Genomic DNA, 21,168 nt, shown 5'->3' with positions numbered 1-21,168 from the left:
GCTCAGTGCACCGGCTCCACCGCCTGCACGTCGACGAGGATTTCGTTGCGGCGCAGGAAGGGGGGCATGAAGGGCGAGTTGTACTGGGCGAGCACCGGCTCGCCCACGGGGCTCAGGCCCTGTGCGCGCAGGTCCTCCAGCAGCCGCGCCTGCTCGGCCTTCGCCACGGACTCGGGGGCCGAGCCGGAGAAGCTCCGGACGGCCACGCGTCTGCCCGGTACCGTCTCCAGGCGCACCCGCGCGTCCACCGGCTCCGGCAGCGTCTCCAGCGTGTACTCCGAGGGCATCACGAAGGTGATGCGCCACACCTGGCCGCTGCGCTGCATGCCCACCGGGGCCGTCATGGCGATGCGCTCGCTCTCCCCGGAGCCGCTGGCGCGCTGCACGCCCACCGGCGCCGTCATGGAGATGGACTGCTTGCTCCGGTTGCCTCCGAAGATGTAGCCCGCGATCCGCCGGAAGCCCTCGTTGAGGCTCGCGTCGAACTCGCCCTCCACCTCCGTCACCGCCACGAGGGAGGGCACGTACTCGCGCAGCTCCACGCCCTGCTTCACGCTCAGCACCCGGTACCCGGGCTCCTCGAGGTTCCTCTCCTGGAGCAACCGCCAGCCCGCCCACCCCAGCGCGCCCGCCAGCACCGTCCCGGAAGCCCACAACACCGTCCGCGTCTGCTTGTTCATGCGGAGGAGGTAGTCACTCCCTCTGATTCCAGAGCCCTGCCCTCGCGGACATGGCGGCGTCGGCCATTCGCCACTCCCCCGGCCACCCGGTGCTGGCGCCCGGCCACACTCCGAGGCCCGAGGGAGACGCAGCCCAGGAATTCCGAGCGGTTACGCGCTGGCCCGGGCTTCGCAATGCAGCCAGGCATGCTGCTCTCCACCCTGACCGCCGCCCTGCTCTCCGCCACCGTCACCAACACCGAGCTGGTGCATGACCTCGCCACGTACAACGGCCACGTGGTGGCCTGCACCGAGGGCGGCCTGGAGCTCTTCCACCGCTCGGGCCGAGCGGTGCGCACGCTGACGGTGGAGGACGGCCTGCCGAGCCACTTCTGCCGCGCGCTGGAGGTGGCGGGGGACGAGCTCTTCGCGGCCACGGACGAGGGCGTGGTGGCGGTGGACAAGCGCTGGCGCGTGCAGCCGGTGGTGGGGGCGAAGTGGCACGCGCTGCCGGCCGAGGGCGGGATGAACGCGGAGCTCTACCGCGCGGCGCTGGGCTGGCTCTCGGAGCGGCTGCCCGCGGGCCCCACGTACACGGCCTTCACCGAGGGCTACCTGGGCACGGCGGACGGGCGGGTGATGGCGCCGGGCTCGGGGCGCATGTGGACGGTGCCGGGGCCGGTGCGGATGCTGGAGGAGACGGACGGCGCGCTGCGCGTGGGCACCACCGAGGGCGCCTTCACCCTGGGAGCCGAGGGGCTCGTGTCGCTGCCCGTGCCCGCGGGCCCGCTCGCGTATGCGAAGGATGCGAAGGGCGGGACGCGGGTGCTCGGCGCCGAGGGCGAGGCGCGGCGGTGGGGCGAGCGCTCCGGCGAGGCCCGGGCACTACCCCCGGGCACCACGAGCACCGTGGAGCTGAATGGCGTGGCGTGGGCGGGCACGCGGGGCCAGGGCGTCTTCCGGCGTCAGGGCGCGGAGTGGAAGCGGGTGACGCCCACGGGCCAGCTGTGCGGCAACCACATCACCGCGCTGACGAGGCACCAGGGCCTGCGGGTGGTGGGCACCTTCGACAAGGGCGTGTGCTGGGAGCAGCCCGACGGGAAGTGGCGGACGTTCCGCGCGCCCCACCTCCCGAGCAACCACGTGCTGGGCCTGGCCAGCGACGGGCGCAACCTCTACGTGGCCACCATGTACGGACTGGGCCTGTATGACGGGAAGACGTGGACGCCCATGGCGTACGGAGGCCGCAATCCGGTGGCGCTCGGCAAGCTGTCGGTGCTGGCGGCGGTGCCGGACACCGAGGACGGCGTCGCGCTGGTGGATGGGCGGGGCACCTCCTTCGTGAAGCGGGCGAGCCAGCCGCTCGAGCTGGCGAAGCGGCTGCCGCTGCCCGAGGGTTGGAGCACGCATGTCTCGGGGGCGCACGGCGCCGGGCGCTACCTCTGGGTGGCGAGCGAGGACCGGGGCCTCTTGCGCTGGGACGGCACGCAGTGGACGCGCTTCCACGACGGCAAGCACCTCACGGACAACTGGGTGACGGCGCTCTCGGCGGACGCGGAGGGGCGCGCGGTGGTGGGCACATGCCAGGACGGCTTCAGCTACTTCGACGGCGAGCGCTGGGCGCGGGTGCGCGACGCGGAGGGCCTGCCGAGCCGCTACGTGGTGTCGGCGGCGCTGGTGCCGGGTGGCGCGCTGCTCGGCACGCTGCTGGGCGCGGCGCACTACGACGCGCGGAGCGGCACGGTGCGCCCGCTGCCGAGGCTCGCGGATCCACGCGTGTACGCCCTGCTGGTGGAGGAGGGCACGGTCCTCTTCGGCACGGAGGGTGGCCTCTCCCAGCTGGACTGGAGCGCCCCGGCCGCCCTCACCCGGCGCTGAGCGGCCCCCCTCCGCCCCGGGCCCTCGGGTGCGGGCTCAGCCGGCCTTGAGGACACTGGCCGGCTGGGACGCGCCCTGCGACTCGCCGGAGGAGCCGGACGAGAGCACGAGCACGGCCGACTGGCTCAGCGCCGCCTGCCCCAGGGTGTTGAGCTGCTGCTGGTTGGCCACCGCGTTCTGGAACGCCAGGCCGAGCGCCTGCGCCGCCGCCTCGTAGACGGTGGCCAGGGCCCGCGCGCGCGCCTCGTCGGGGTGGGCCGAGGGCGCGCCGGACTCCGGAGCCCGCTCCGCCGGAGCCACGGACTGCGCGGGCTCGATGGGGGGAAGGGAGGCGGACTTCGACTCGGGCGCGGGGCCGCGCACGGACTCACTGGCCACGCGCGCATCCACCACGAGCTGCAGGATGCTCCGCTGCTGCTGCGCGGAGACCTCGTTGAGCTTCGCCAGCACATCGGCCACCGCCGTCCCGAGCCGCACCAACTCCGCCTCGGCGCCGAGCGTCGCCAGAATCACCTTGTCGCCATCCGCCATCATGTTCCTCCTGGGAATGCGGGGCACCGCGGTGCCACCACCTCCCCGGGAGTAAAGCCCTCCAGCCCGGCGCCGTCGAGCGGCCTTTCATGGCACACTGCGCCTTGCCCCCATGCGACTGAGCCACGTGCAGGCGTTGCTGGACACCTCCTTCCAGGGCATGGAGGAGGGCGCCGCCCGGATGTACGAGCCCGAGGACCCGCGCTTCGACGAGCGCCTGAGCGCCGTGTGGCTGGAGTACCGCTGGTACGTGCACGAGCGGGGGCTCGCCGAGGTCTTCGTGAAGTGGAAGCGGGTGCAGAAGGAGGCCTGCGCGCGGGAAGAAGTGTCCGTGCTGCGTCTGCACCTGCTCGGGCACTCGGCGGCGCTGACCACGAGGGCCCGGCGGGTGCTGGAAGCGGGCACGCCCTCCGCGGGGCGGCTGCTGGAGCTGCTCGGCGAGGACGGGGTGAAGCGCGAGTGCAGCGCGGCGGGGCCCACCGGCATCACGCTCGAGCACTGGCCCCACCCGGCACCTCGACCGCTGCTGCCCGAGGAGACCTTCCAGGCGCTCTCCGCGGTGCTGCTGCACCCCGAGTCCTCCTTCGAGGAGCGGCACGAGGCGGTGGACCGGCTGTGCCGCGAGCGCAGCCCGCGCGTGGTGCACACACTGCTGGCCGCGCTGGAGGTGGGCCCCTCGCTGTCCGCCCTGCGCCGGCTCTCCGAGTGGTGCGAGCCCGGCGCCCTGCCCCACCTGGAGCGGGCGCTCGCGGCCGTGGCCCCGGACAACCCCGCCGACCTCTGGACACTCACCGCGCTGCAGCGACGGTTGCAGGCCTGGACGCGCATGTTCCAGGGTATGTAGCGCGCATGCGAATCCTCCACACCATGCTGCGCGTGGGCGACCTGGACAAGTCGCTCGACTTCTACACCCGCGTCCTCGGAATGCAGTTGCTGCGCCGCAAGGACTACCCGGACGGCAAGTTCACCCTGGCCTTCGTGGGCTACGGCCCCGAGGACACCCACCCGGCCCTCGAGCTCACGCACAACTGGGACACCTCGAAGTACGAGCTGGGCAATGCCTACGGCCACATCGCCCTGGGCGTGAAGGACATCCACGCCACCTGCGACACCATCCGCGAGGCCGGCGGCAAGGTGGTGCGCGAGCCGGGCCCCATGAAGCACGGCACCACCGTCATCGCCTTCGTCGAGGATCCGGATGGCTACCGGGTGGAGCTCATCCAGCAGGGCTCCTGAGCCCTACGGCAGCCGCCGCTCCAGCAGGTTCCACCGCTCCTCCACCCACCGGCGCAGGTACTCCACCTCCTGCTCATGGGTGGTGAAGTCGGTGCGATCGCTCCAGCGCTCGAAGGTGCGGTACTGCTGGAGCCAGCGCGCCTCGTCCCGCAGGGCCACGGGGTGGATTTCCCGCACGTAGCCGTCGAGGAGCTTCAGCACCTCCTCCTTCGACAGTGGGCCGCGCAGCAGCGAGCGGTAGCGCTCGCGCATGGGCCCGGAGATGGAGGGCTCCTCCAGCATGCGGGCGAAGAGCCGGTTGCCCCCGGAGAAGTCCAGCAGGACCGTGGGCCCGATGCGGCGCGTGTCCCAATTCTGGCCGAAGCTCGCGTCGAGGTCCCACGGAATGAAGCGCCAGGGCGCCCGCTTCGCGGGATCATAGGAGTGGTAGGCGTTCTTCGCGCCCGAGTCCGTGCCGAGGATGGCCGTATTGAAGATCCACCAGTCCTCGTAGTCCCGCGTGTTCAGCCGCGAGCCCCACTGCGTGCGGAACGTCTCCCGGTCCGAGTCCGCGATGAAGGCGGTGAGCGCGTTGAGCGTGTCATAGGCACCCACCCATCCATCCTTGGGCGTGCCCTCCTTCTTCTCGAAGCCCAGCTCCAGCGGCTGCTTGGGCGCGCCACTCTTGTCGAGCCGCGAGAAGTTCGCGTCCGCCTCCACCGCCTTGAAGAGATCTCCATCGTCGGAGAGGCCGTGACGCTCCAGGAGGTGCTCGTCCACGTGGTCCGCCACGGTGAAGAGGCCCCAGAAGCGCCCGTTCACGTAGAGCACCGCGCTGTACGTCTTCACCTGCACGTGGTCCGGCGACATCCGGTTCCACAAGTCGAAGGCGAGCCTCGGCCGCAGGTACGAGTTGTCATTGAAGCTGGTGATGAGCACCAGGTTGCGCCGGCCGGTGAAACCGCCCGCGAGCTCCGGCTCGTTGAACGGGTCTTCCTTGTCGAATTTGAAGGTGTAGTTGCGCTTGGGGAAGATGCTGGAGGTGGCGCCGCGGTACTTGGCCTCGGCGGTGTAGCGGTGCCCGCGGTAGACGAGTTGCACCGGACGGTAGCCGCCCGCCGTGAGCGTGCCCTCGAAGGAGAGGTGGAACACCGGCAGCCCATACTCCTCGGTGTACGTGACGGGGTTGAGCTCCCGCACGTTGCCCGGGGCCAGCCAGTTGTCGGCCACGCCCACCTTCACCACACCCGTTTCGCCCGTGCTGTGCTCGGTGACGGTGAGCAGCCACACGTCCGCCTGGGCCTTGCCCGGTGTCCACCGGAAGGTGCCACTCGCCTCGTCCAGGCTCGCCCCGGCCGGCAGGGGCGACACGCTGAAGCGCAGCCCTGGTGCCGAGTAGCCGGTGCCGCAGCGGAACGTCACCGTCAGGGGCTCGCCCTCCTGGAGCCCGTGGGGACCGTCTCCCGTGGGCGCGCAGAGGGTGGGCTTTGGAGCCGGTGGGACCGGAGCCGGCTCGGGTGTGCCCGCGTCCGGTGAAGCCGGAGGCGCCGGGTCATCCGGAGGTGGAGCGGGCGGCGTTCCGTCCGAGGGCACGGGCGAAGCCGACTCCCCGGGAGAGACCGTGTCCCCGCCCGTTCCGAGCGAGCCGTCCCCGTCCCGCGACGACTCGCACCCCACACCTCCGAGACACGCCACCAGCACCAGCGCGCACCGGCCCCACCACCCGCTGCCCCTCATGTCCCCCTCCCCGCCGTGGAGGGAGGAGTAATCATTCCGGCACGGAAGAGGTACCCGGGCGGGAGCTGGACCAGCGGCCCCTCGGCTGCCTCCCTGCCCTCCGCCAGACCGTGACGCTCAGCCCTTCACCCGCAGGACATCCACCGAGACCTCCAGCGAGTCCATGCGGAAGTACGGGCGGCCGTCGTAGTCGAGCGTCTCCACGCGATCCACGGTGACGATGTACTCGAGCGGCCCCACTCGCGTGCGCCGGGAGACTCCAGCCTTCAGCTCCGCGGCCGTGAAGGAGATCTGCCCCTTCTCCTCCTCGACATGTCCGGAGTCCAGCGTCGACCGGCCGCTCACCCGGAGGATGAGGTCCGGGGCACCCGAGCCCCCCTCGAAGTTGTACGCCTGGCCCTCCCAGCCGAAGAAGTAGGCGTGGCCGAGCACCCCCTCCCCATCGGGCGCCTGGACGATGAGCGTCTTCCCCGTGCAGCAGAATGGCCCCACGGGGGCGTTGTTGTTGGGAACGCCGTCCTGCGGCAGCCGGTAGGAGCCCACCAGGCGCGTCTGCTCCTCGAGGGTGAGCCCTCCGCCACCACAGCCAGCGCCCAGGACCGCCACCACAGCCAATGCCATCCAGCACAGCTTCTTGAATCCACGCATGGGTTCCCCCTCCGCGCTCTCGCGCAATGGACGAGGCCCCGTGCAATGCACGCGCCACGCTTGCCTGCTCGGGTGCACGAGAGGGGCGTGGCGCGCGACAACGACAGACTGACTGCGATACGTCCCGGGACGCGGGACAGACTGTCAGGACAGGCCGACCCGCCCGGTCACCGTGTCCACCCCGGGCACGCCGGGCTCCCGTTGAGCTACAGGCCCATCTGGAAGGAGCCCTCGGCCACGAGCAGCACCTCCACCGCGGGGTTCGCCTTCGCGCCGAACACGGCCAGCGCGCTGGCCTGCGCCCGCACCGCCGTCTCATAGGCCTGGTAGGCCTCGGCCGTCTTCGTGGCCAGCATCGAGACATTCACCGCGTCCGCCGACACCGCCGAGGAGACCGCCGCGTCCAGCGTCGTGTCCAGCGCCGCCGCCGCCGTCACCGTGGCCTGCACCGCCAGGCCCAGCGTGAGCTGGGTGGTCGCGTTCACCCCGAGGTAGCGGCCCAGCACCGAGGCCTGGAGATCGGCGCTGCCCGACACGCTCGACTCGAAGCTGGCGAAGGCATTGGCCGCCATGGCCGCGCTCGTGGAGGCGCGCACCTGGGTGCGCAGCGTGGTGCTGGCCGTCAGCGCCTGCTGCTTCACGTCATCCACCGCGCCACCCGCCGAGAGGAGGGCCGACAGCGCCGCGCCCGAGGCCCGCGCCTCCACGCCCGCCGAGGCCCGCAGCGCCGCGTCCACCAGCGGCCGCGCGTCCTCCGCCGGCAGCCGCGCCTTCACCGTGGCGCGGAAGGAAGCGCTCGCCGCGCGCTCGGCCCGAGCCTGCTGCTCCACCTTGGCGCCCAGCCGCTCGGCCGCCGCGCGCAGCTCCGCGTGGAACGCATCGTAGAGCTCGTTCACCGGGCCGCCGCCCTCCAGCCCCGCGCTCAGCGCCGCCGCCGCCGCGAGCTCCTGCTCGAAGAGGGCCGTCTGGCTCGTCTGCACCCCGGCCTTGGCGTACATCTCCAGCTCCGCCTGCTGCGCCGCGCGCACCGCGTCCGCCAGTGCCTTCACGCGGGAGCGGAAGGCCTCGGTGGTGGAGGCGCCCTGCCGCGCCGCCGCCGCCATGTGGGCGGTGATGCGGGCGCGCACGTCCACCATGTCCACCGACTCCGACTGCGACTTGTCCGCCATCATCCGCAGGAAGACCTCGGCCTCGAGCGAGGTCTCCGAGTCCATGGGCGCGGCGACCACGTCCTTGCCCTCGGCGGTCGCCTCGAGCAGCGCCGAGGCCACCACCTGGCCCGAGGCATCCACCGCCTCCAGCACCAGCTGCTCCTCACCCGCGGGGACGTCCAGCGTGTAGTAGCCCCGGGCCTCCAGCGTGCCCTCGGCCAGCACCGTCGTCCTGCCATCCGGCCCCACGGAGCTGGCGCGCACCTTCGTCGTCGCCGACACCGTGCCCGAGCCTCCGATTGAAGCGGCTCCAGCCACGATTGCCTGCGGCTGCGTCCCCTCACCGTCCGTCACCCGGCCCTTCACCTGCACCGTGTTGCCACACCCCGTGCCCAGTCCCAGCACCACCAGCGCGGCAAAGAGGTTGCGAAGCGTCGTCGTCTTCAAGGTCGTCTCCTCACGCACAAGGCGCCACCTCCGGCCATCCGGCCAGGTTCCGGAAGCGCGCTCTGGCTCTGTTTGACGGGAGGGCCGCGGATTGGATCAACCGCCTCCGCTTTCGCGGGTGGGCGTAGGTCCGACAGACGCGGACAGCCTCCGTGAGGAGCGGTGAAGCCTACACCCGGACGGTGACGGGCTCCCAGCCGAGCAGGACGTACTGGAGGAGCTCGACGCCGAGCAGTTCCGGGTAGCGCTGCAACCAGGAGGTCCGCTCCGGGGTGACGGGCTCTCCGTTCCAGATCAGCCGCCCGCCGGCACGCGCCCTCAGCCGCACGGCCACCTCGAAGATGGAGTGCGCCGTCTGTGCGAAGGGGGCCTCCCCCCATTGCGGCCAGATGAGCACCTCCTGCGGGTTGTTGAGGAGGAACCACGTCACCGGGGCCTGGGTGGCGCGATCGAACCAGACCGCCTGCGGCCCGCGGATCTCCACGTCCTGGCCTTCCGGTGGCTCCGCCAGCAACTCCGCCAGCGGGGGCGGCTTCGGGTGCTCGAGCCGCAACATCAGCAGGTTGGGGGCCTCGTCCTGCTGGCCCGCGGGGAACTCGAGCGGCATCTGGAGGTTCGTGTGGAGCTGCTCGCGGTTCTGCTGCCAGGCGCGCGCCAGGTCCCGCGAGTACGAGCCCTGCACATCCAGCAGCTCGCGATGGGACTCGACCGTCACCTCACGGCCCCGCACACCCTCGAAGGCATTCAGTCCCAGCTCCTCGTTCACCAGGGCCGCGAACGACAGCAGCTCGAACACGTTGGCCATGAAGAAGGGACTGGTGACACTCACCGAGAGATGGAGGGTGCCCGCCTGGGGGCCATTGTTGGGCCGCAGCCCCGCCCACAGCAGCGGGGCCAGCGCGAGCGACTCCCCCGCGCGGAACACCCAGGTGGAACCATCGGGCCGGAGCGCGGCTCGCATGGGGCGCGAGCGCGCGAGCAGGTCCAGGCAGGCACGCAGGTTCTCGAGGGTCAGCTGGTCCGGAGCACCGGCCCGGACGTCCTCGATGCGGCGGTGCGACGTCAACCAGACGGAGAAGGGCATGGGTAGAGTCCTCGAGGGAGGAAACTACCGCCCCCGGGCCAGGAGTCCAGGAGCTCTGCCCGGCTCAGCCACCAATGTTGCGCAGGACACTCGTGGCCTGCTCGTGGTCCCCCTTCATCATCCTGGTGATCCACTCCCCCAACTGCTGCTCCTGCGACATCTTGAACTGCGCCTCGAGGAAGGGCTTCATCTCGGCCGGAGCCTTGTCCAGCACCTCCTGCTGGGCAGTGGAGAGCTTGGACAACGCGGTGGTGACGCTCTCGGGGAGTGCGCTGACCTTCATGCTTCGTTATCGCGCCCCCGCGCCGGAAGTTGCTTCAGGGGTCATCGCGCCAGTTTCCGGTACTCCTCCGCCAGCGCCTCCGGGGTCTCCGCGAGCCGCGCCGCCACCCGGGTGGCCTCGGCCGGCGGCAGCCTGCCCAGCACGCTCCGCTCCAGGTGCTGGTCGATGAAGCCCTGGTCGTGCCGCACCTTCACGTCCGCCACCTGCCCCTTCCCGTCCACCACCGGCACCAGCCTCGGTGAAATCAGCAGCACGTCCGCCGGCACCTCCACCGCTCGCACCCGCGCCACCACCTCGTCGCGCAGCTTCGGGTCGAACCGGATTCCCTTCTCCTGCACCAGCTTCCGGATGCCCTCGTAGTCCCCCGTGGCCTTGATGACCATCAGCTTCGAGAGCAGCTCACCCACCGCCGCGCGCATCTTCCCGTAGTCCTCCACCACCCAGTACGTGCGTCCCGGCTTCCCCTCCCCGCCACCCTCCACCACCTGCTTCACCGCGCCCTTCTCCATCAGGAAGTTCACCGTCATGTGGTGGCCTCGCTGGTGGTCCTCCTCGAAGGTGTCTCCCTCCGGCACCTGATTCAGGTTGGTGAGCCCCTCCACCAGGTAGTCCCGGTACATCTGCTCGGCGATGCGCTCGTGCTCCGGCGACAGCGAGGCCAGCGACGGGTCGAAGACGTGCCACAGCGCCACCAGGTCCGCGCGCGCCTCCTCCAGCGTGTTGTCGTACTCCTTCAGGTAGCGCGAGGGCCCTCCCTCCAGCTTCGGATCCACCTGCCCCGAGGCGTGTCCCATCACCTCGTGGAACGCCACCAGCCACTTGCGCGCCGTGACCGTGTACTGGCGAGACCTCGCCGCCTCCTCGGGCGTCCGGGAGAACTCGATGGCCAGCGGCAGCCGCTTCATCGCCGCCGCGGCCTCCATCACGTTGGCCACCAGCACGCTCTTGCTGCCGTACTTCTCGCGGATGTGCTGCTCGTTGGGCAGGTTGATGCCGGCCGGCGGCCCCGGAGGGCTCGTCACCAGGCTGATGGCCTTGGCCACCGGCGTCGCCACCTTCTTGCGCTTGTACTTGTCCGGCCAGGGCATTCCGTTCTCGAAGGCCTGTGCCCGCCGGGCGATGAGCTCCATCACCTGGTTCTCCCGCGCATCGCGGTAGTTGATGAGCGCCTCCCACTGGCCCTTCTGGCCCCGCGCGTCCACGTACGTCTCGATGAAGCCGAGGTTGGCGTCCACCGTGGGGTTCGCCTTCAGCCAGGCGATGTTGTACGCGTCCCAGTCCTTCAGGTCCCCCGTCTCGAAGTAGCGCACCAGCTTCTCGAGCGCCGCCTTCTGCTCCTTGGGCGCGGACTTCGCCGCCTCGCGCAGGTGGGCGCTGACGCGCGAGAGCTCCGCCGCGTACAGGCCCCGCGGCACCTTCCCGTCGGGCGTCCCCGTGCGGAACACCTGCTCCACCAACTTCCCGTCCACCTTCACCACGCGCGAGTTGAGCGGATTCTTCTCCTGGAAGCCCTCCAGGTCCTTCAACGTCACGCCCCGGCCATACGCCGTGTTCGCCGAGGCCGTGAGGATGTCCTGCCCCGGCGGCGGCGCCTTCGAGGTGAGCTGCGGCTCGAAGCCCGCGTCGAAGAGCGAGGGCCTCAGGCCTCCCAGCCACGTCTTCAGCGCCGCCTCGTCCTTCACGCCCAGCGGGGCTCCGGCCTTCAGCGCCCGCAGCGCCGCGGCCTCCAGCTCGGCCGGGGTGAAGGCGGGGACGAACTTCTGGCCCGTCGTCTGATCATGGTTGCCCGTCTGGCCGTAGAAGCGCGCCAGGTAGTCCGCGAGCTTCGCGTCGAACGAGCCCGGCTCCGCATGGCCCTCGCGGCCGAAGAGGTACACGCCCTCCAGCAGCCGCTTGAGCGCCACCGTGTCCCAGCCGAGCTGGTCATAGGCGATCTCCTCGCCCGCGTGCGCCGCGAGCGACAGGTACCAGGCCACGCGCTTCTCGTCCCGGGAGAGCGCGGACACACCCGGCGCGTATATCCGGGCGATGGCGTCATGGCCGAGCCGCTCCACGAAGAACGACGGGGCGGCCTCGGCGGGAGGCGTGCTCGGGGCGGGAGTCCGTGCGGGCTGCGGATTGGCGGCCAGTGCCGCCGCCAGGAAGAGGGCTTTCATGGAGGCTCCGGGAAACGTTCAACGGGCGGCATGGGTTGGCACCCGGGGACATCCGCCACCCGCGGTGGCCCGTGCATACCATCTACCGGGCATGACCACTCCTCCTCCACCCGTCCGGGATTTCGCTCCGGTGAACGGGGCACGCCTGCACTACGAGCTCCAGGGCGATGGCTTCCCGGTCGTGTTGCTCCACGGCGGCCTGCTCGACCTGCGCCTGTGGGACGGACAGGTGGGGCCGCTGGCCCGGCACTTCACCACCCTGCGTTATGACCAGCGGGGCTTCGGCTGGACGGTCGCTCCCGAGGGACAGCCCTACGCGCCCCACGAGGATCTCCGCGCCCTGCTCGACCACTTCTCGATGGACCGGACCCACGTCGTCGGCCAGTCGTTCGGCGGACGCGTCGCGCTCGACTTCGCCCTGGCCTTTCCCGAGCGTGTCTCCTGTCTCGTCCTCGTCGCGCCCGAGTGGACGCTCGACCACATGCGAGGCCTGGCGGAAGTCCACCTCCCCCACTTCCTGGAGCCCCCGGCCTTCACCCGGCTGGAGCAGCTCCTCGTGCCCACGCTCGTCGTGGTGGGGGACAAGGCGAGCCCCGCCCTGCGGAGCAACGCGGAGCTGCTCGCGCGGCGCGTGCCCGCCCTCACCCGCGTCACCCTCCCCGGCGTGGGACACCTGCCCAACCTCGAGCGCCCCGAGGACTTCAACCGCGTCCTCCTCGGCTTCCTCCTCGCGCAGGCCTCCACGCACGTCGGCGAAGCGCCCCTCGGGTAGCGCTGTCCGCCCGGTGACGCAGTGGGTCAAAGCACCCGGGTGGGCGCCACGCGGGCCGAGGCCAGCACCTGGATTCCCGCGTCCGGCTTCCACTCCACCAGCGACACCTCGGCGCCGCCCGCCGCATGCGGGCCACACAGCACCGCGTTGAAGCGCGACTCCAGCCGGGCCAGCACCTGCCGCCCGGCATCCAGCCCGGGGTTGTTCCGCAGCTCCTGGAGGAACTCCGTCCACACGGACTCGGGGGCGTCCGCCGCCGGCAGCCGCATCAGCCAGATCCACGTGCCCGAGTTCGCGTACAGCACGTCCTCGGCCCGCTGCCAGCGCGCCGCGTGGGTGTGGCCGAAGATGACGGCGTCCGCCGTGTACTTCCTCGCCAGCCGGCGCGCCTCCTCCAGCTCGGGCTCCGTGGGCGCCAGGTCGAAGTACCGCTCGCCCTGCGCCCCCGCGAGCGCCCGGTGCAGCCGCGCGTAGGCGCGCAGCGCGTGGAGGCCCAGCTTCGTCCGGGCGCTCTCCTGCTCGGATGCGTCCCCGCCGAAGCTGAGCGGCCCGTCCGACAGCAACTCCTCCAGCGCCAGCTCCTCCTGCTCCGTGAGGCCCGCGGCCTTCACCCGCTCGGCCAGGCCCAGCTCCGGCTCGGACGGCTCGTCCTCCGGGTTGAACGTCACGGGCGCCAGGCCCCGGCGTAGGAGCTGCCACAGGAGGTTGAGCGAGGAGCGCTGGAACACGAGCTTCACCGCGCCCGGGTTGACGGCGAGCGCGGCCATCACCGCGCCGCGCATGTCCGGCACGAGCAGATCCGCGAAGCGCATGCCGTACTCGCGCTTGAGCGGATTGAGCAGCTTCTTCACCAGCAGCGAGCCGACGGCATAGGTGAAGCCGGACGCGTCCGTGACACCCGGGCCGGGCAGCCGCGCGTAGTCCACCTTGTTCCAGGCGTCGTTCTGCTCGCCGTGCGCCAGCAGCACGCGCGCGCCGCCCACCTCGAGCACCCGGGGCGCGTCTCCGGACTCGAACACCAGACGCCGCGCCACCTCGGGAGGCTGGCCGAGCGCCTGGCGGAACACCTCCCGCACCTCGGGCAGCGCCAGCTCCACGTCGTGGTTGCCCAGGCGCACCACCCCTTCGCCTCCGGCGGCCAGCACCCGTCCCAGTGCGCGGAACACCTGGGACGTGGGCGCCGAGTCCACCATCGCCCGGGCCTGCGCCACGGCCCGCTCCACCGTCAGCTCCAGCGGATCCTCGTTCATGAGGAAGTCCACCGAGTCGCCGTTGAACACCACGCGGGTGGGCTCTCGGGTGAACTGCTCCAGGAAGGCGGGCAGCGCCTCGGCGCCCGCGAAGATGTCGTAACCCTGGCCGTTGCCCAGGTGCAGATCACTCACGATGACGGTACGCATGTCACGCCCCCCTCACTGCGGAATGCTCGAAGGATAACGCACCTCGGGGTGAATCCCCCTCACCCGGAGCGCTTGGAGCACGGAGCAATCCCGGCCCATTTCACGGGGCTCCGGGGCCTCCCCTATCATCCACCCACCGCGGGTCCGACGCCTCGGAGCCCGACCTCCGCCGCGGCCCTCCACCACAGGAGCCACCCCATGCCTTCCTTCCCCAGACGCCTCGCAGGTTTCCGCCTCTCCACGCTCGCCCTGGCCGGAGGTCTCGCCAGCGGCGTGCTCGCCTGCTCGGGCCCCCAGGGTCCCGAGGGCGCCGAGGGGCCCGCCGGTCCTCAGGGCACTCCGGGCAGGGACGGCGTTCCCATTCCGGTGCGCCTGCTCGACGACAAGGTCGGCCGCTGGCTCCCGGAGAACCGCACCCGCATCAACACGATGATCTCCACGCTGGGCATCGCCAGCCCCACGTTCGATCCGAAGAACCGCCCCGTGGCCGTGTTCGACTGGGACAACACCATCGTGAAGAACGACCTGGGCGACGCCACGTTCTTCTGGATGCTCAAGCACGACAAGGTGCTCCAGCCCGCGGACAAGGACTGGAGCACCACCAGCCGCCACCTGACGCTCGAGGCCCGCGCGGCCCTCAACGACGCGTGTGACACCGCCGCCGATCCCGGCGAGCCCCTCGAGACGGCCATCTACTCCGGCTGCGCGGACGAGCTCGTCAGCATCTACAACCGGGGCCAGACGCGCGCGGGCCAGGCCGCGTGGAGCCACCCCATCACCCTGACGCTCAACACCGCGTATGCCTGGGTGGCGCAGCTGCAGGCCGGCTACACCCCCGAGGAGATTCGCGGCTTCGCCCGCTCGGCCTACGCGGAGAACGCCTTCAACCCGCCGGGCACCACGCAGGTGGTGGGCACCACGACGGGGCTCGCCTACCACGTGCAGGTGTACGAGGAGATGGTGGACCTCATCGAGACGCTGCAGGTCAACGGCTTCGACGTCTGGGTGGCCACCGCCTCGCCCCAGTTCGTCATCGACGCCATCTCCGAGGAGCTCACCGGCATCAAGCCCCACCGGGTGATTGGCATCCGGAGCCTGACGGACGCGCGGGGCCGCGTGACGGCGCACTTCCAGGGCTGCGGCGGCGTGGCCGATGGCGCGGACACGCTCATCACCTATGACCAGGGCAAGCGCTGTTGGATCAACAAGCTCATCTTCCGCCAGCCCCCGGAGCGGCAGCTGACGCGCCAGGCGGAGGCGAGCGCGCGCCAGGTGTTCGCGGCGGGAGACTCGGACACGGACCTCGCCTTCGTGCAGGACGCGACGCACCTCAAGCTGGCCATCAACCGCAACAAGGTGCAGCTCATGTGCAACGCGTACGCGAACCACCAGGGCTCGTGGCTGGTGCAGCCCATGTTCGTCCAGCCTCGCGCCCAGCAGACGGCCAGCTACCCGTGCACCACCGCCCTGGACGCGGCCGGACAGCCCATCACCGACGAGGCCGGCAACCGCTTCCCCCAGGACTACGCGGACAGCGTCTACGCGCTGCCTTGACGCACTCCCTGGAGCTCAGGCGACGAGGCCGTCCAGGTCCTCGGGCAGCGCCAGGTGGCGGCGCACCACGGCCGAGAGCGCCGAGCTGGAGATGGGCTTGCGCACGAACTCGGAGGCGCCCGCCTCCAGCGCCCGCCGCTCGAGGTCCGGCGCCTTGCCACCGGTGAGCAGCAGGAGGGGAACGCGGCTCACCTCGGGCCGCATGTCGGCGCGCACCTGGCGCACGAAGTCCAGGCCACTCATCCCCGGCATGTTGAAGTCCGCGATGACCAGGTCCACGGGGCTCGCGCCCAGCAGCCGCAGCCCCCGGTCTCCCCGGTCCGCGTCGAGGAAGTCCAGCTTCAGCTTCATCAAGTAGACCTTGAGGATGTGCCGGATGGTGTCGCTGTCATCGACGATGAGCACGGTGCGCGGCATGGAGCCCCCCACGAGCAGAATCCTGGAAGACTCCACGTCTGTCGAACCGGGGGCACGCGGCGGTGTTCAGCAAGCGACGGCCCCGGAGTACCTCAGGCGACGAGGTGCTCCCTCAGTCGCGCTGCTTGAGCTCGGCGTAGCGCCGGGCCTTGCCGAGCGCCGCCTTCAGCTCCTCGGCGTTGTGGCGGTGGTAGTAGGCGGGCAGGTCGGGCTGGAAGCGCCAACCCTCGGAGAGCGGGCCCACGTCGACCACGTCGAAGCCGAAGGTGTCGATCAACGCGGCCACGGTCTTCTTCGCCTGGGCGTCGTCCCCGGCGATGGGCAGGGCGCGGCGCTCCTTCGAGCCGGCGGGCTGCCGCTGCTCCTCGAGGTGCTTGAAGTAGATGACGTTGAAGGCCTTGACCACCTGGGACTTCGGCAGGTGGGCCTGGAGCAGCTCGCTGCTGGTGGTGGTCTCCGCGTCGAGCTCGGGGATGCGGCCATCGCGGCCGGGGTAGTAGTTGTTGGTGTCGATGACGAGCTTGCCCGCGAGGGGCGCGACGGGGACGGACTTGTAGGCCTTGAGAGGAATGGTCACCACGACGAGGTCCCCGGCGGCGGCGGCCTGCTCGGGCGTGGCCGCGCGGGCCTTGGGGCCGAGCTCGGCGATGAGGCTGGAGAGGGACTCCGGGCCTCGTGAGTTGCTGAGCACCACGTCATACCCGGCGGCGATCGCGAGCTTCGCCAGGGTGCTCCCGATGTGTCCCGCGCCAATGAATCCAAGGGTTGCCATGTGAGGGTCCTCTCCTGCGCCAGTTCGCCGCGTTTGTAGTGAAGAAGCGGAGCGCCACGCCAGGAGTGTTCCGGCGTGTGCCACGGGCAGGACGTCCCCCCTGCTCGCGAACAAACAGCCCTACCTTGATTTTCCTGGAAAACTCTATTTCATGAAGCGCGGTGCCGGGATGGACGGCGGCACACGAACGACGCAACAGGGAGGAACAAGACGATGATGAAGCGCGCGATGCGGTGGACCGTGGTGGCGGTGGCGATGGCGCTGGGTGGCTGTGGCGGGTCGGAGACGGAGGAGACGGGCGCGCCGGAGCAGGTGGCGAGCCAGGAGTCCACGGGAGGCACGGTGCAGGCCATGTCGTGTCCGGCCACCAGCGACGTGAAGACCCCGACGAGCTGCATGAACTACGACGAGTGGAAGAAGTACTCCATCGCGTACTGCCAGAGCTTCGGAAGCCGGTGCGTGGCCAGCTCGACGAGCCCGTACAACTCCTGCGGCGGGGACCTGTACGGCTCGGCCACCATCACCTGCATCTCCTACTGAACGCGGGCCGGGCAGGCAGGCAGACAGGCAGCACCTCGCAAGGGGGCTTCCGAGTCCTCCCCGGAAGCCGCACCGTTGCGCTTCAGGAGCGCGAGGCTCATGGAGCGGGAGGACACGGAACTGGAGGACCTGGGAGCCACGAAAGTGCCCCTCGTCTCGGCCGAGCCCCAGCAGCGGGTGCGGCGGACACCCCGGACGCGTCCGCCCTCGCGGCTGCCGAAGCCGGACTCCCGGAGCATCGACGAGCGAATGGAGGCCGGGAGGGCCCTGCGCAAGCGCTGTCCCCGGAGTGCCCACGGCCGATGGAAGCCCTTCCGGGGGAGGGAGCCGCTCGCGCAGCTGAAGCGCTCGGATGCCACGCGGTTGCCCTGGCTGGTGCCGGTGCGCCATGAGCGCATGGCGGAGTCGAGCTTCGCCTTCCTGCGCGGCACGCCCTTCGTGATGGCGGGGGACCTGGCGCACACGCCGGTGAGTGGCTTGCGGTGCCAGCTGAGCGGGGACGCGCACCTGGCCAACTTCGGGCTGTTCGCCACGCCGGAGCGCCACCTCATCTTCGACCTCAACGACTTCGACGAGACATTGCCGGGGCCCTTCGAGTGGGACGTGAAGCGCCTGGCGGCGAGCTGCGTGGTGGCGGCGAGGTGCAACGGCTTCGGCCCGGGCTGCGCGAGGAAGGCGGCGCGGAGGGCGGTGAAGGCCTACCGGCGGATGATGCGGCGGCTGGCGGGGGCGGGGCTGCTGGAGGTGTGGTCCCTGCGCGTGGAGGCGGCGGAGCTGGCGCACGCCTCGCGGCGGACGGCGCCGGTGGCGGCCGAGGCCGCGGAGAAGGCGCGGCGCCACACCAGTGCCCACGCGGTGGAGAAGCTCACCGAGGAGCACGAGGGACGTCGTCACCTCGCGTACCAACCGCCCCTGCTCTTCCCGCTGTCGGCGGTGAAGCTGGGCATCTCGCGGGGGGAGCTGCACCGGCGGATGAAGCGGCTGACGGAGGGCTACCTGGCCTCACTGGACGGGGCGGTGAGAGACCTGTGCCTGCGCTACAAGCGATTGGAGTGGGGTTTCAAGGTGGTGGGAGTGGGAAGCGTGGGGATGCAGGCCTACGTGGTGCTGTGCCAGGGCAACGGCGCGGCGGACCCATTGGTGCTGCAGGTGAAGGAGGCGCAGGCGTCGGTGCTCGAGCCACACCTGGGGCCGAGCGGAGCGAAGAGCGCGGGCGAGCGCGTGGTGGTGGGCCAGCGGCGGATGCAGGCCTTCTCGGACCTGTTCCTCGGGTGGACGGAGGTGGAGGGGATGGGAGCCTTCTACGTCCGGCAACTGCGCGACATGAAGGGCTCGCTGGACGTGGAGAAGATGACGGCGGGCGCGTTCCTGGACTACGCGGACGCCTGTGGCGCCACACTGGCCCGGGCGCACGCGCGCACCGGGGATGCGGCCACCATCGCCGGCTATCTCGGGAGCCGCTCCTGCTTCGACGAAGCCATGGCCGACTTCGCCGTCCGTTACGCGGACCAGATGGACGAGGACTCCGCATGCTTCCTCGAGGCCCACGCCCGCGAGGCGGAACGGGGGCTCGTGCACTGACGTACCGAGCCCCCGGGCTCCTCGCCGCGCTCAGCCTCTGTATTGGGCTTGCTTCAACCAAGCCAATCCGGTGAACGGTTACTGCGACGACAGCCCTGGCTCCGAGGTCTCCTCGGGCCGGGGTTTTTCTTCCTCACGCCTCCGAGCGCCCACCGATCTCCGGGAATCGCTCGTAGGCCCGTTTGAGCGCCTCCAGGTGCGCGGGGTTGTCCAGGTCGAGCGGCGCATCGGTGAGGCTCACCACCCACCCGCCCGACGCCGTCCGCCGGGCCCGCGCCAGCAGCTCGGCATCGCGCGCAGGATCCGGAAAGCCGATGGCCTCCGCAGCGGTGGCGGACCAGTAGTTTATCCACCCAATGTACCTGGGAACATTGGGCGAGCGGATATTCCATGGGAGCTTGAGCATCGGCAGCCCGTGAGGAGGACGTTCCGGTCCCCCAGACTTCGGGCCCGTCTGCGCCGCGATGACCTGCCTCACGGGGCTTGGCGCCACGGATCCCCACCGGGCGCGCACGCCCTCCGCGACGTTCTCCAACATGTCCACTGCCGCAGCGACAACGGGCTCATCCTGCGGCAGCGCCGCGTAGACCAGCAGCAGTGGCTCACCGCCCGGACTGTCACTCTCGCGCTCTCTCCGCCCAGTCACCGTCACCGGGAATCTCTCGTCCCCATTACACAGCAACCCGAACTCGCCGGCCGCCGCTGTCTCAGCCAGCCACGCCTCGCGCTGCGGAAGCGCAATGGGCCGCCCCGCTTTCGAAACCCGCCACGCCAATCGCAACCCGGGGAGTGCCCGCTCCATCCCCTCAACGGCCGCGAGCGGGCGCCCGTCGTCGCCCGTGAGCGCTGGTGCGAAGACGTGCAGATGGAGACTGGCTCGAGTGGTCATCATTTGCACCCCGTGACGACGATGTCGAAAGTGTCGTCTCTATCTAGAAGCGCTGCCTTGTGGGCTTCGCTGATTACTCCAACCTTGAAGGCATATCCACAGGACCGCGCAATCGCCCGATACTCCTTGAACTCCTCAATCTCCCTCTCAACCGTGATCCTCCGAAGGAAGTCGTTGTACCCGTCGAAGTACTCGACCTTGATTTCCCACAGCACCCGCACTCCCACCTGAAGCGCGTCGAAGTTCTTGCCATCTACCTCTGCATCCATCCCGGGCCAGCGGTTGGGCGGATACCCGTCGGCGCACGTGTTGTGCGCCTTGTTACCGCCCTTATGAGGCACCGGGATGGCCTCGCACTTGCGCTCGCGCTCCCTGTCTGTGGGCTCGGGGGCCGGCCCTGGCGGCCGGTCCTCTCCCTCGGGCTTCCTCTTGGGCCGCCGCTTCTTCTTGAGCTCCGGCGGAGCGGGCTTCGTCTCCGTCACCGGCCGCGCTTCCGGCACGGGCCGTGTCTCGGGCACGGGCAGCGTTGGCGGCGGCCGCACCTGGGGACGGCCCCGCTTCTCGTACGCCTCCAGCGCCTCTGAAATGGCGAAGCCCACCACCACCACGCCCACGACGACCACCGCGCCCACGGCCAGCTCGGGCGCCGCCAGGACACAGAGCCCGATGCCCAAGGCCCCGGCGCCGGCGGAGGCGACCGAGCACCGCCCCGTGGTGTCCCTGAACCGCACCCGCTCGTGGTCGAGCGCGTGGTAGCACCGCTCCACCAGGTCGGCCTATGGCTGGCCCGCCTCCTCAACGACGCACCGGCCCCCGTCCGTCCAGGGCAGCTTCGCCGCACGCTGGAGGTGGGTGACCACCAGATCCTCGCGCGGCGCCTCGGCCGCCACCTGGGGACCACCCGCGCGGCGCCAGCTGCGCCTGCCGGTGAGCGTCCCGCCCATGGGGTAGCTCGTCGCGCACGCCGCCTGCAGCCCGAGAACCACCAGCACCAACGCACGCGAGGCAAGCCACGGCCTACCCCGCGAGCGCCGCCGGGACTCGAGCTGCTTTCCGCCGCCCTCCCCCACTGTAGGACTCGGGTGCTTCTCAAACATGCCGTTGGCCTTTCCCCCAGGTACAGGAGTCCTGAAGGATAGGATGCGGGATGGCCAACCATGCAGAGGGGGTGGCCCGCAGAGGCCCGGACTTGCGGCCTCTTCTGTCGTGCCCCCCTCTACGTGAGCCGAAATCGGCCTACCTCGCGGGGCGGCCGGGCGACCCACCTCGAAACGTGACGCGAAGTGTTGCGCGCTGGTCTCGCGGTGCGTATCTGCTGAACAGCAGTTTGAGCCTGCCCCGGTTTTGTGGACACACCTCATAAGTCGGCTACACGGGAGGTAGTGTTCATGGAGCGAAGGAAGAGGCGGAGTTTCACCCCGGAGTACAGGGCCGATGCGGTCCGACTGGTGCGC

21 protein-coding genes are annotated in these 21,168 nt (G+C 70.6%); 7 read left to right on the top strand and 14 right to left on the bottom strand.

The genetic code is table 11. The features are described 5' to 3' along the window. Positions 1 to 2 precede the first annotated feature (2 nt). Positions 3 to 680, bottom strand: a complete 678-nt coding sequence (locus AC16DP_RS45105) for an SOUL family heme-binding protein (protein ID WP_329726890.1) — start codon at positions 678 to 680, stop codon at positions 3 to 5. 186 nt (positions 681 to 866) lie between these two features. Between AC16DP_RS45105 and AC16DP_RS45100 the strand changes: the two genes are divergently transcribed. Further along, positions 867 to 2,537 carry a ligand-binding sensor domain-containing protein gene (locus tag AC16DP_RS45100; protein WP_329726889.1) on the top strand — a complete coding sequence of 557 codons (1,671 nt, stop codon included), beginning with the start codon at positions 867 to 869 and terminating at the stop codon, positions 2,535 to 2,537. 36 nt (positions 2,538 to 2,573) lie between these two features. On the opposite strand, the gene AC16DP_RS45095 is transcribed toward AC16DP_RS45100, so the two are convergent. Beyond that, a complete protein-coding gene (locus AC16DP_RS45095; RefSeq protein WP_329726888.1) occupies positions 2,574 to 3,071 on the bottom strand; it encodes a RebB family R body protein in 498 nt (165 codons plus the stop codon). Between the two features lie 109 nt (positions 3,072 to 3,180). Here AC16DP_RS45095 and AC16DP_RS45090 point away from each other — a divergent pair, with 109 nt between their 5' ends. Continuing rightward, positions 3,181 to 3,912, top strand: coding sequence for a hypothetical protein (locus AC16DP_RS45090; RefSeq protein ID WP_329726887.1), 732 nt, complete (start codon positions 3,181 to 3,183; stop codon positions 3,910 to 3,912). 5 nt (positions 3,913 to 3,917) lie between these two features. Then, entirely contained in the window at positions 3,918 to 4,304 is a 387-nt protein-coding gene (gene gloA, locus AC16DP_RS45085) for a lactoylglutathione lyase (RefSeq protein ID WP_329726886.1), read from the top strand. Between the two features lie 3 nt (positions 4,305 to 4,307). On the opposite strand, the gene AC16DP_RS45080 is transcribed toward gloA, so the two are convergent. From AC16DP_RS45080 to AC16DP_RS45055, 6 genes are all read right to left on the bottom strand, one after another. Continuing rightward, positions 4,308 to 6,020 carry a CotH kinase family protein gene (locus AC16DP_RS45080; protein WP_329726885.1) on the bottom strand — a complete coding sequence of 571 codons (1,713 nt, stop codon included), beginning with the start codon at positions 6,018 to 6,020 and terminating at the stop codon, positions 4,308 to 4,310. 117 nt (positions 6,021 to 6,137) lie between these two features. Continuing rightward, a complete protein-coding gene (locus AC16DP_RS45075) occupies positions 6,138 to 6,668 on the bottom strand; it encodes a hypothetical protein (RefSeq protein WP_329726884.1) in 531 nt (176 codons plus the stop codon). A 206-nt stretch (positions 6,669 to 6,874) separates the two neighbouring features. Next, complete coding sequence (locus tag AC16DP_RS45070; RefSeq protein ID WP_329726883.1) at positions 6,875 to 8,266, bottom strand: hypothetical protein; 1,392 nt, start codon at positions 8,264 to 8,266, stop codon at positions 6,875 to 6,877. A gap of 169 nt (positions 8,267 to 8,435) precedes the next feature. After that, positions 8,436 to 9,350 (bottom strand): hypothetical protein, encoded by a 915-nt coding sequence (locus AC16DP_RS45065; RefSeq protein WP_329726882.1) that lies wholly within the window; start codon positions 9,348 to 9,350, stop codon positions 8,436 to 8,438. Between the two features lie 64 nt (positions 9,351 to 9,414). After that, on the bottom strand, positions 9,415 to 9,633 hold the full coding sequence (locus AC16DP_RS45060; protein WP_329726881.1) for a hypothetical protein: 219 nt from the start codon (positions 9,631 to 9,633) through the stop codon (positions 9,415 to 9,417). Between the two features lie 41 nt (positions 9,634 to 9,674). Further along, positions 9,675 to 11,789, bottom strand: a complete 2,115-nt coding sequence (locus tag AC16DP_RS45055; protein WP_329726880.1) for a dipeptidyl-peptidase 3 family protein — start codon at positions 11,787 to 11,789, stop codon at positions 9,675 to 9,677. A gap of 130 nt (positions 11,790 to 11,919) precedes the next feature. On the opposite strand from AC16DP_RS45055, the gene AC16DP_RS45050 reads away from it, so the two are divergent. Beyond that, on the top strand, positions 11,920 to 12,561 hold the full coding sequence (locus AC16DP_RS45050; RefSeq protein ID WP_329726879.1) for an alpha/beta fold hydrolase: 642 nt from the start codon (positions 11,920 to 11,922) through the stop codon (positions 12,559 to 12,561). A 26-nt stretch (positions 12,562 to 12,587) separates the two neighbouring features. Here the strand turns inward: AC16DP_RS45050 and AC16DP_RS45045 are convergent, their stop codons facing one another. After that, positions 12,588 to 13,961, bottom strand: a complete 1,374-nt coding sequence (locus AC16DP_RS45045) for a metallophosphoesterase (RefSeq protein WP_329726878.1) — start codon at positions 13,959 to 13,961, stop codon at positions 12,588 to 12,590. A gap of 198 nt (positions 13,962 to 14,159) precedes the next feature. Here AC16DP_RS45045 and AC16DP_RS45040 point away from each other — a divergent pair, with 198 nt between their 5' ends. Next, positions 14,160 to 15,515, top strand: a complete 1,356-nt coding sequence (locus AC16DP_RS45040) for a haloacid dehalogenase-like hydrolase (protein ID WP_329726877.1) — start codon at positions 14,160 to 14,162, stop codon at positions 15,513 to 15,515. Between the two features lie 15 nt (positions 15,516 to 15,530). Here AC16DP_RS45040 and AC16DP_RS45035 read toward each other — a convergent pair whose 3' ends face one another. Further along, positions 15,531 to 15,932 (bottom strand): response regulator, encoded by a 402-nt coding sequence (locus tag AC16DP_RS45035; RefSeq protein WP_329726876.1) that lies wholly within the window; start codon positions 15,930 to 15,932, stop codon positions 15,531 to 15,533. 112 nt (positions 15,933 to 16,044) lie between these two features. Then, positions 16,045 to 16,788 (bottom strand): NADPH-dependent F420 reductase, encoded by a 744-nt coding sequence (locus tag AC16DP_RS45030; RefSeq protein WP_329726875.1) that lies wholly within the window; start codon positions 16,786 to 16,788, stop codon positions 16,045 to 16,047. Positions 16,789 to 16,917: 129 nt separating this feature from the next. On the opposite strand from AC16DP_RS45030, the gene AC16DP_RS45025 reads away from it, so the two are divergent. Together AC16DP_RS45025 and AC16DP_RS45020 are read left to right on the top strand one after the other, a co-directional pair. Continuing rightward, the gene (locus AC16DP_RS45025; RefSeq protein WP_329726874.1) at positions 16,918 to 17,244 is read left to right on the top strand and encodes a hypothetical protein; all 327 of its coding nucleotides are present in this window, start codon (positions 16,918 to 16,920) and stop codon (positions 17,242 to 17,244) included. A gap of 99 nt (positions 17,245 to 17,343) precedes the next feature. Then, positions 17,344 to 18,825, top strand: a complete 1,482-nt coding sequence (locus AC16DP_RS45020) for a DUF2252 domain-containing protein (RefSeq protein WP_329726873.1) — start codon at positions 17,344 to 17,346, stop codon at positions 18,823 to 18,825. A 133-nt stretch (positions 18,826 to 18,958) separates the two neighbouring features. Here AC16DP_RS45020 and AC16DP_RS45015 read toward each other — a convergent pair whose 3' ends face one another. From AC16DP_RS45015 to AC16DP_RS45005, 3 genes are read right to left on the bottom strand one after another with little or no spacing between them, the layout of a single operon-like run. After that, complete coding sequence (locus AC16DP_RS45015) at positions 18,959 to 19,714, bottom strand: DUF5953 family protein (protein ID WP_329726921.1); 756 nt, start codon at positions 19,712 to 19,714, stop codon at positions 18,959 to 18,961. Further along, positions 19,714 to 20,481 (bottom strand): DUF6310 domain-containing protein, encoded by a 768-nt coding sequence (locus tag AC16DP_RS45010; RefSeq protein ID WP_329726872.1) that lies wholly within the window; start codon positions 20,479 to 20,481, stop codon positions 19,714 to 19,716. Before AC16DP_RS45010 ends, AC16DP_RS45015 begins: the two co-directional genes overlap by 1 nt. Positions 20,482 to 20,490: 9 nt before the next feature. Next, positions 20,491 to 20,811 carry a hypothetical protein gene (locus AC16DP_RS45005; RefSeq protein WP_329726871.1) on the bottom strand — a complete coding sequence of 107 codons (321 nt, stop codon included), beginning with the start codon at positions 20,809 to 20,811 and terminating at the stop codon, positions 20,491 to 20,493. Positions 20,812 to 21,168: the final 357 nt, after the last annotated feature.

The sequence above is a fragment of the Archangium sp. genome (genome assembly GCF_057119385.1).
The sequence above is the reverse complement of the archived record's forward strand: the minus strand, read 5'-3'. Positions and strand labels throughout refer to the sequence as shown.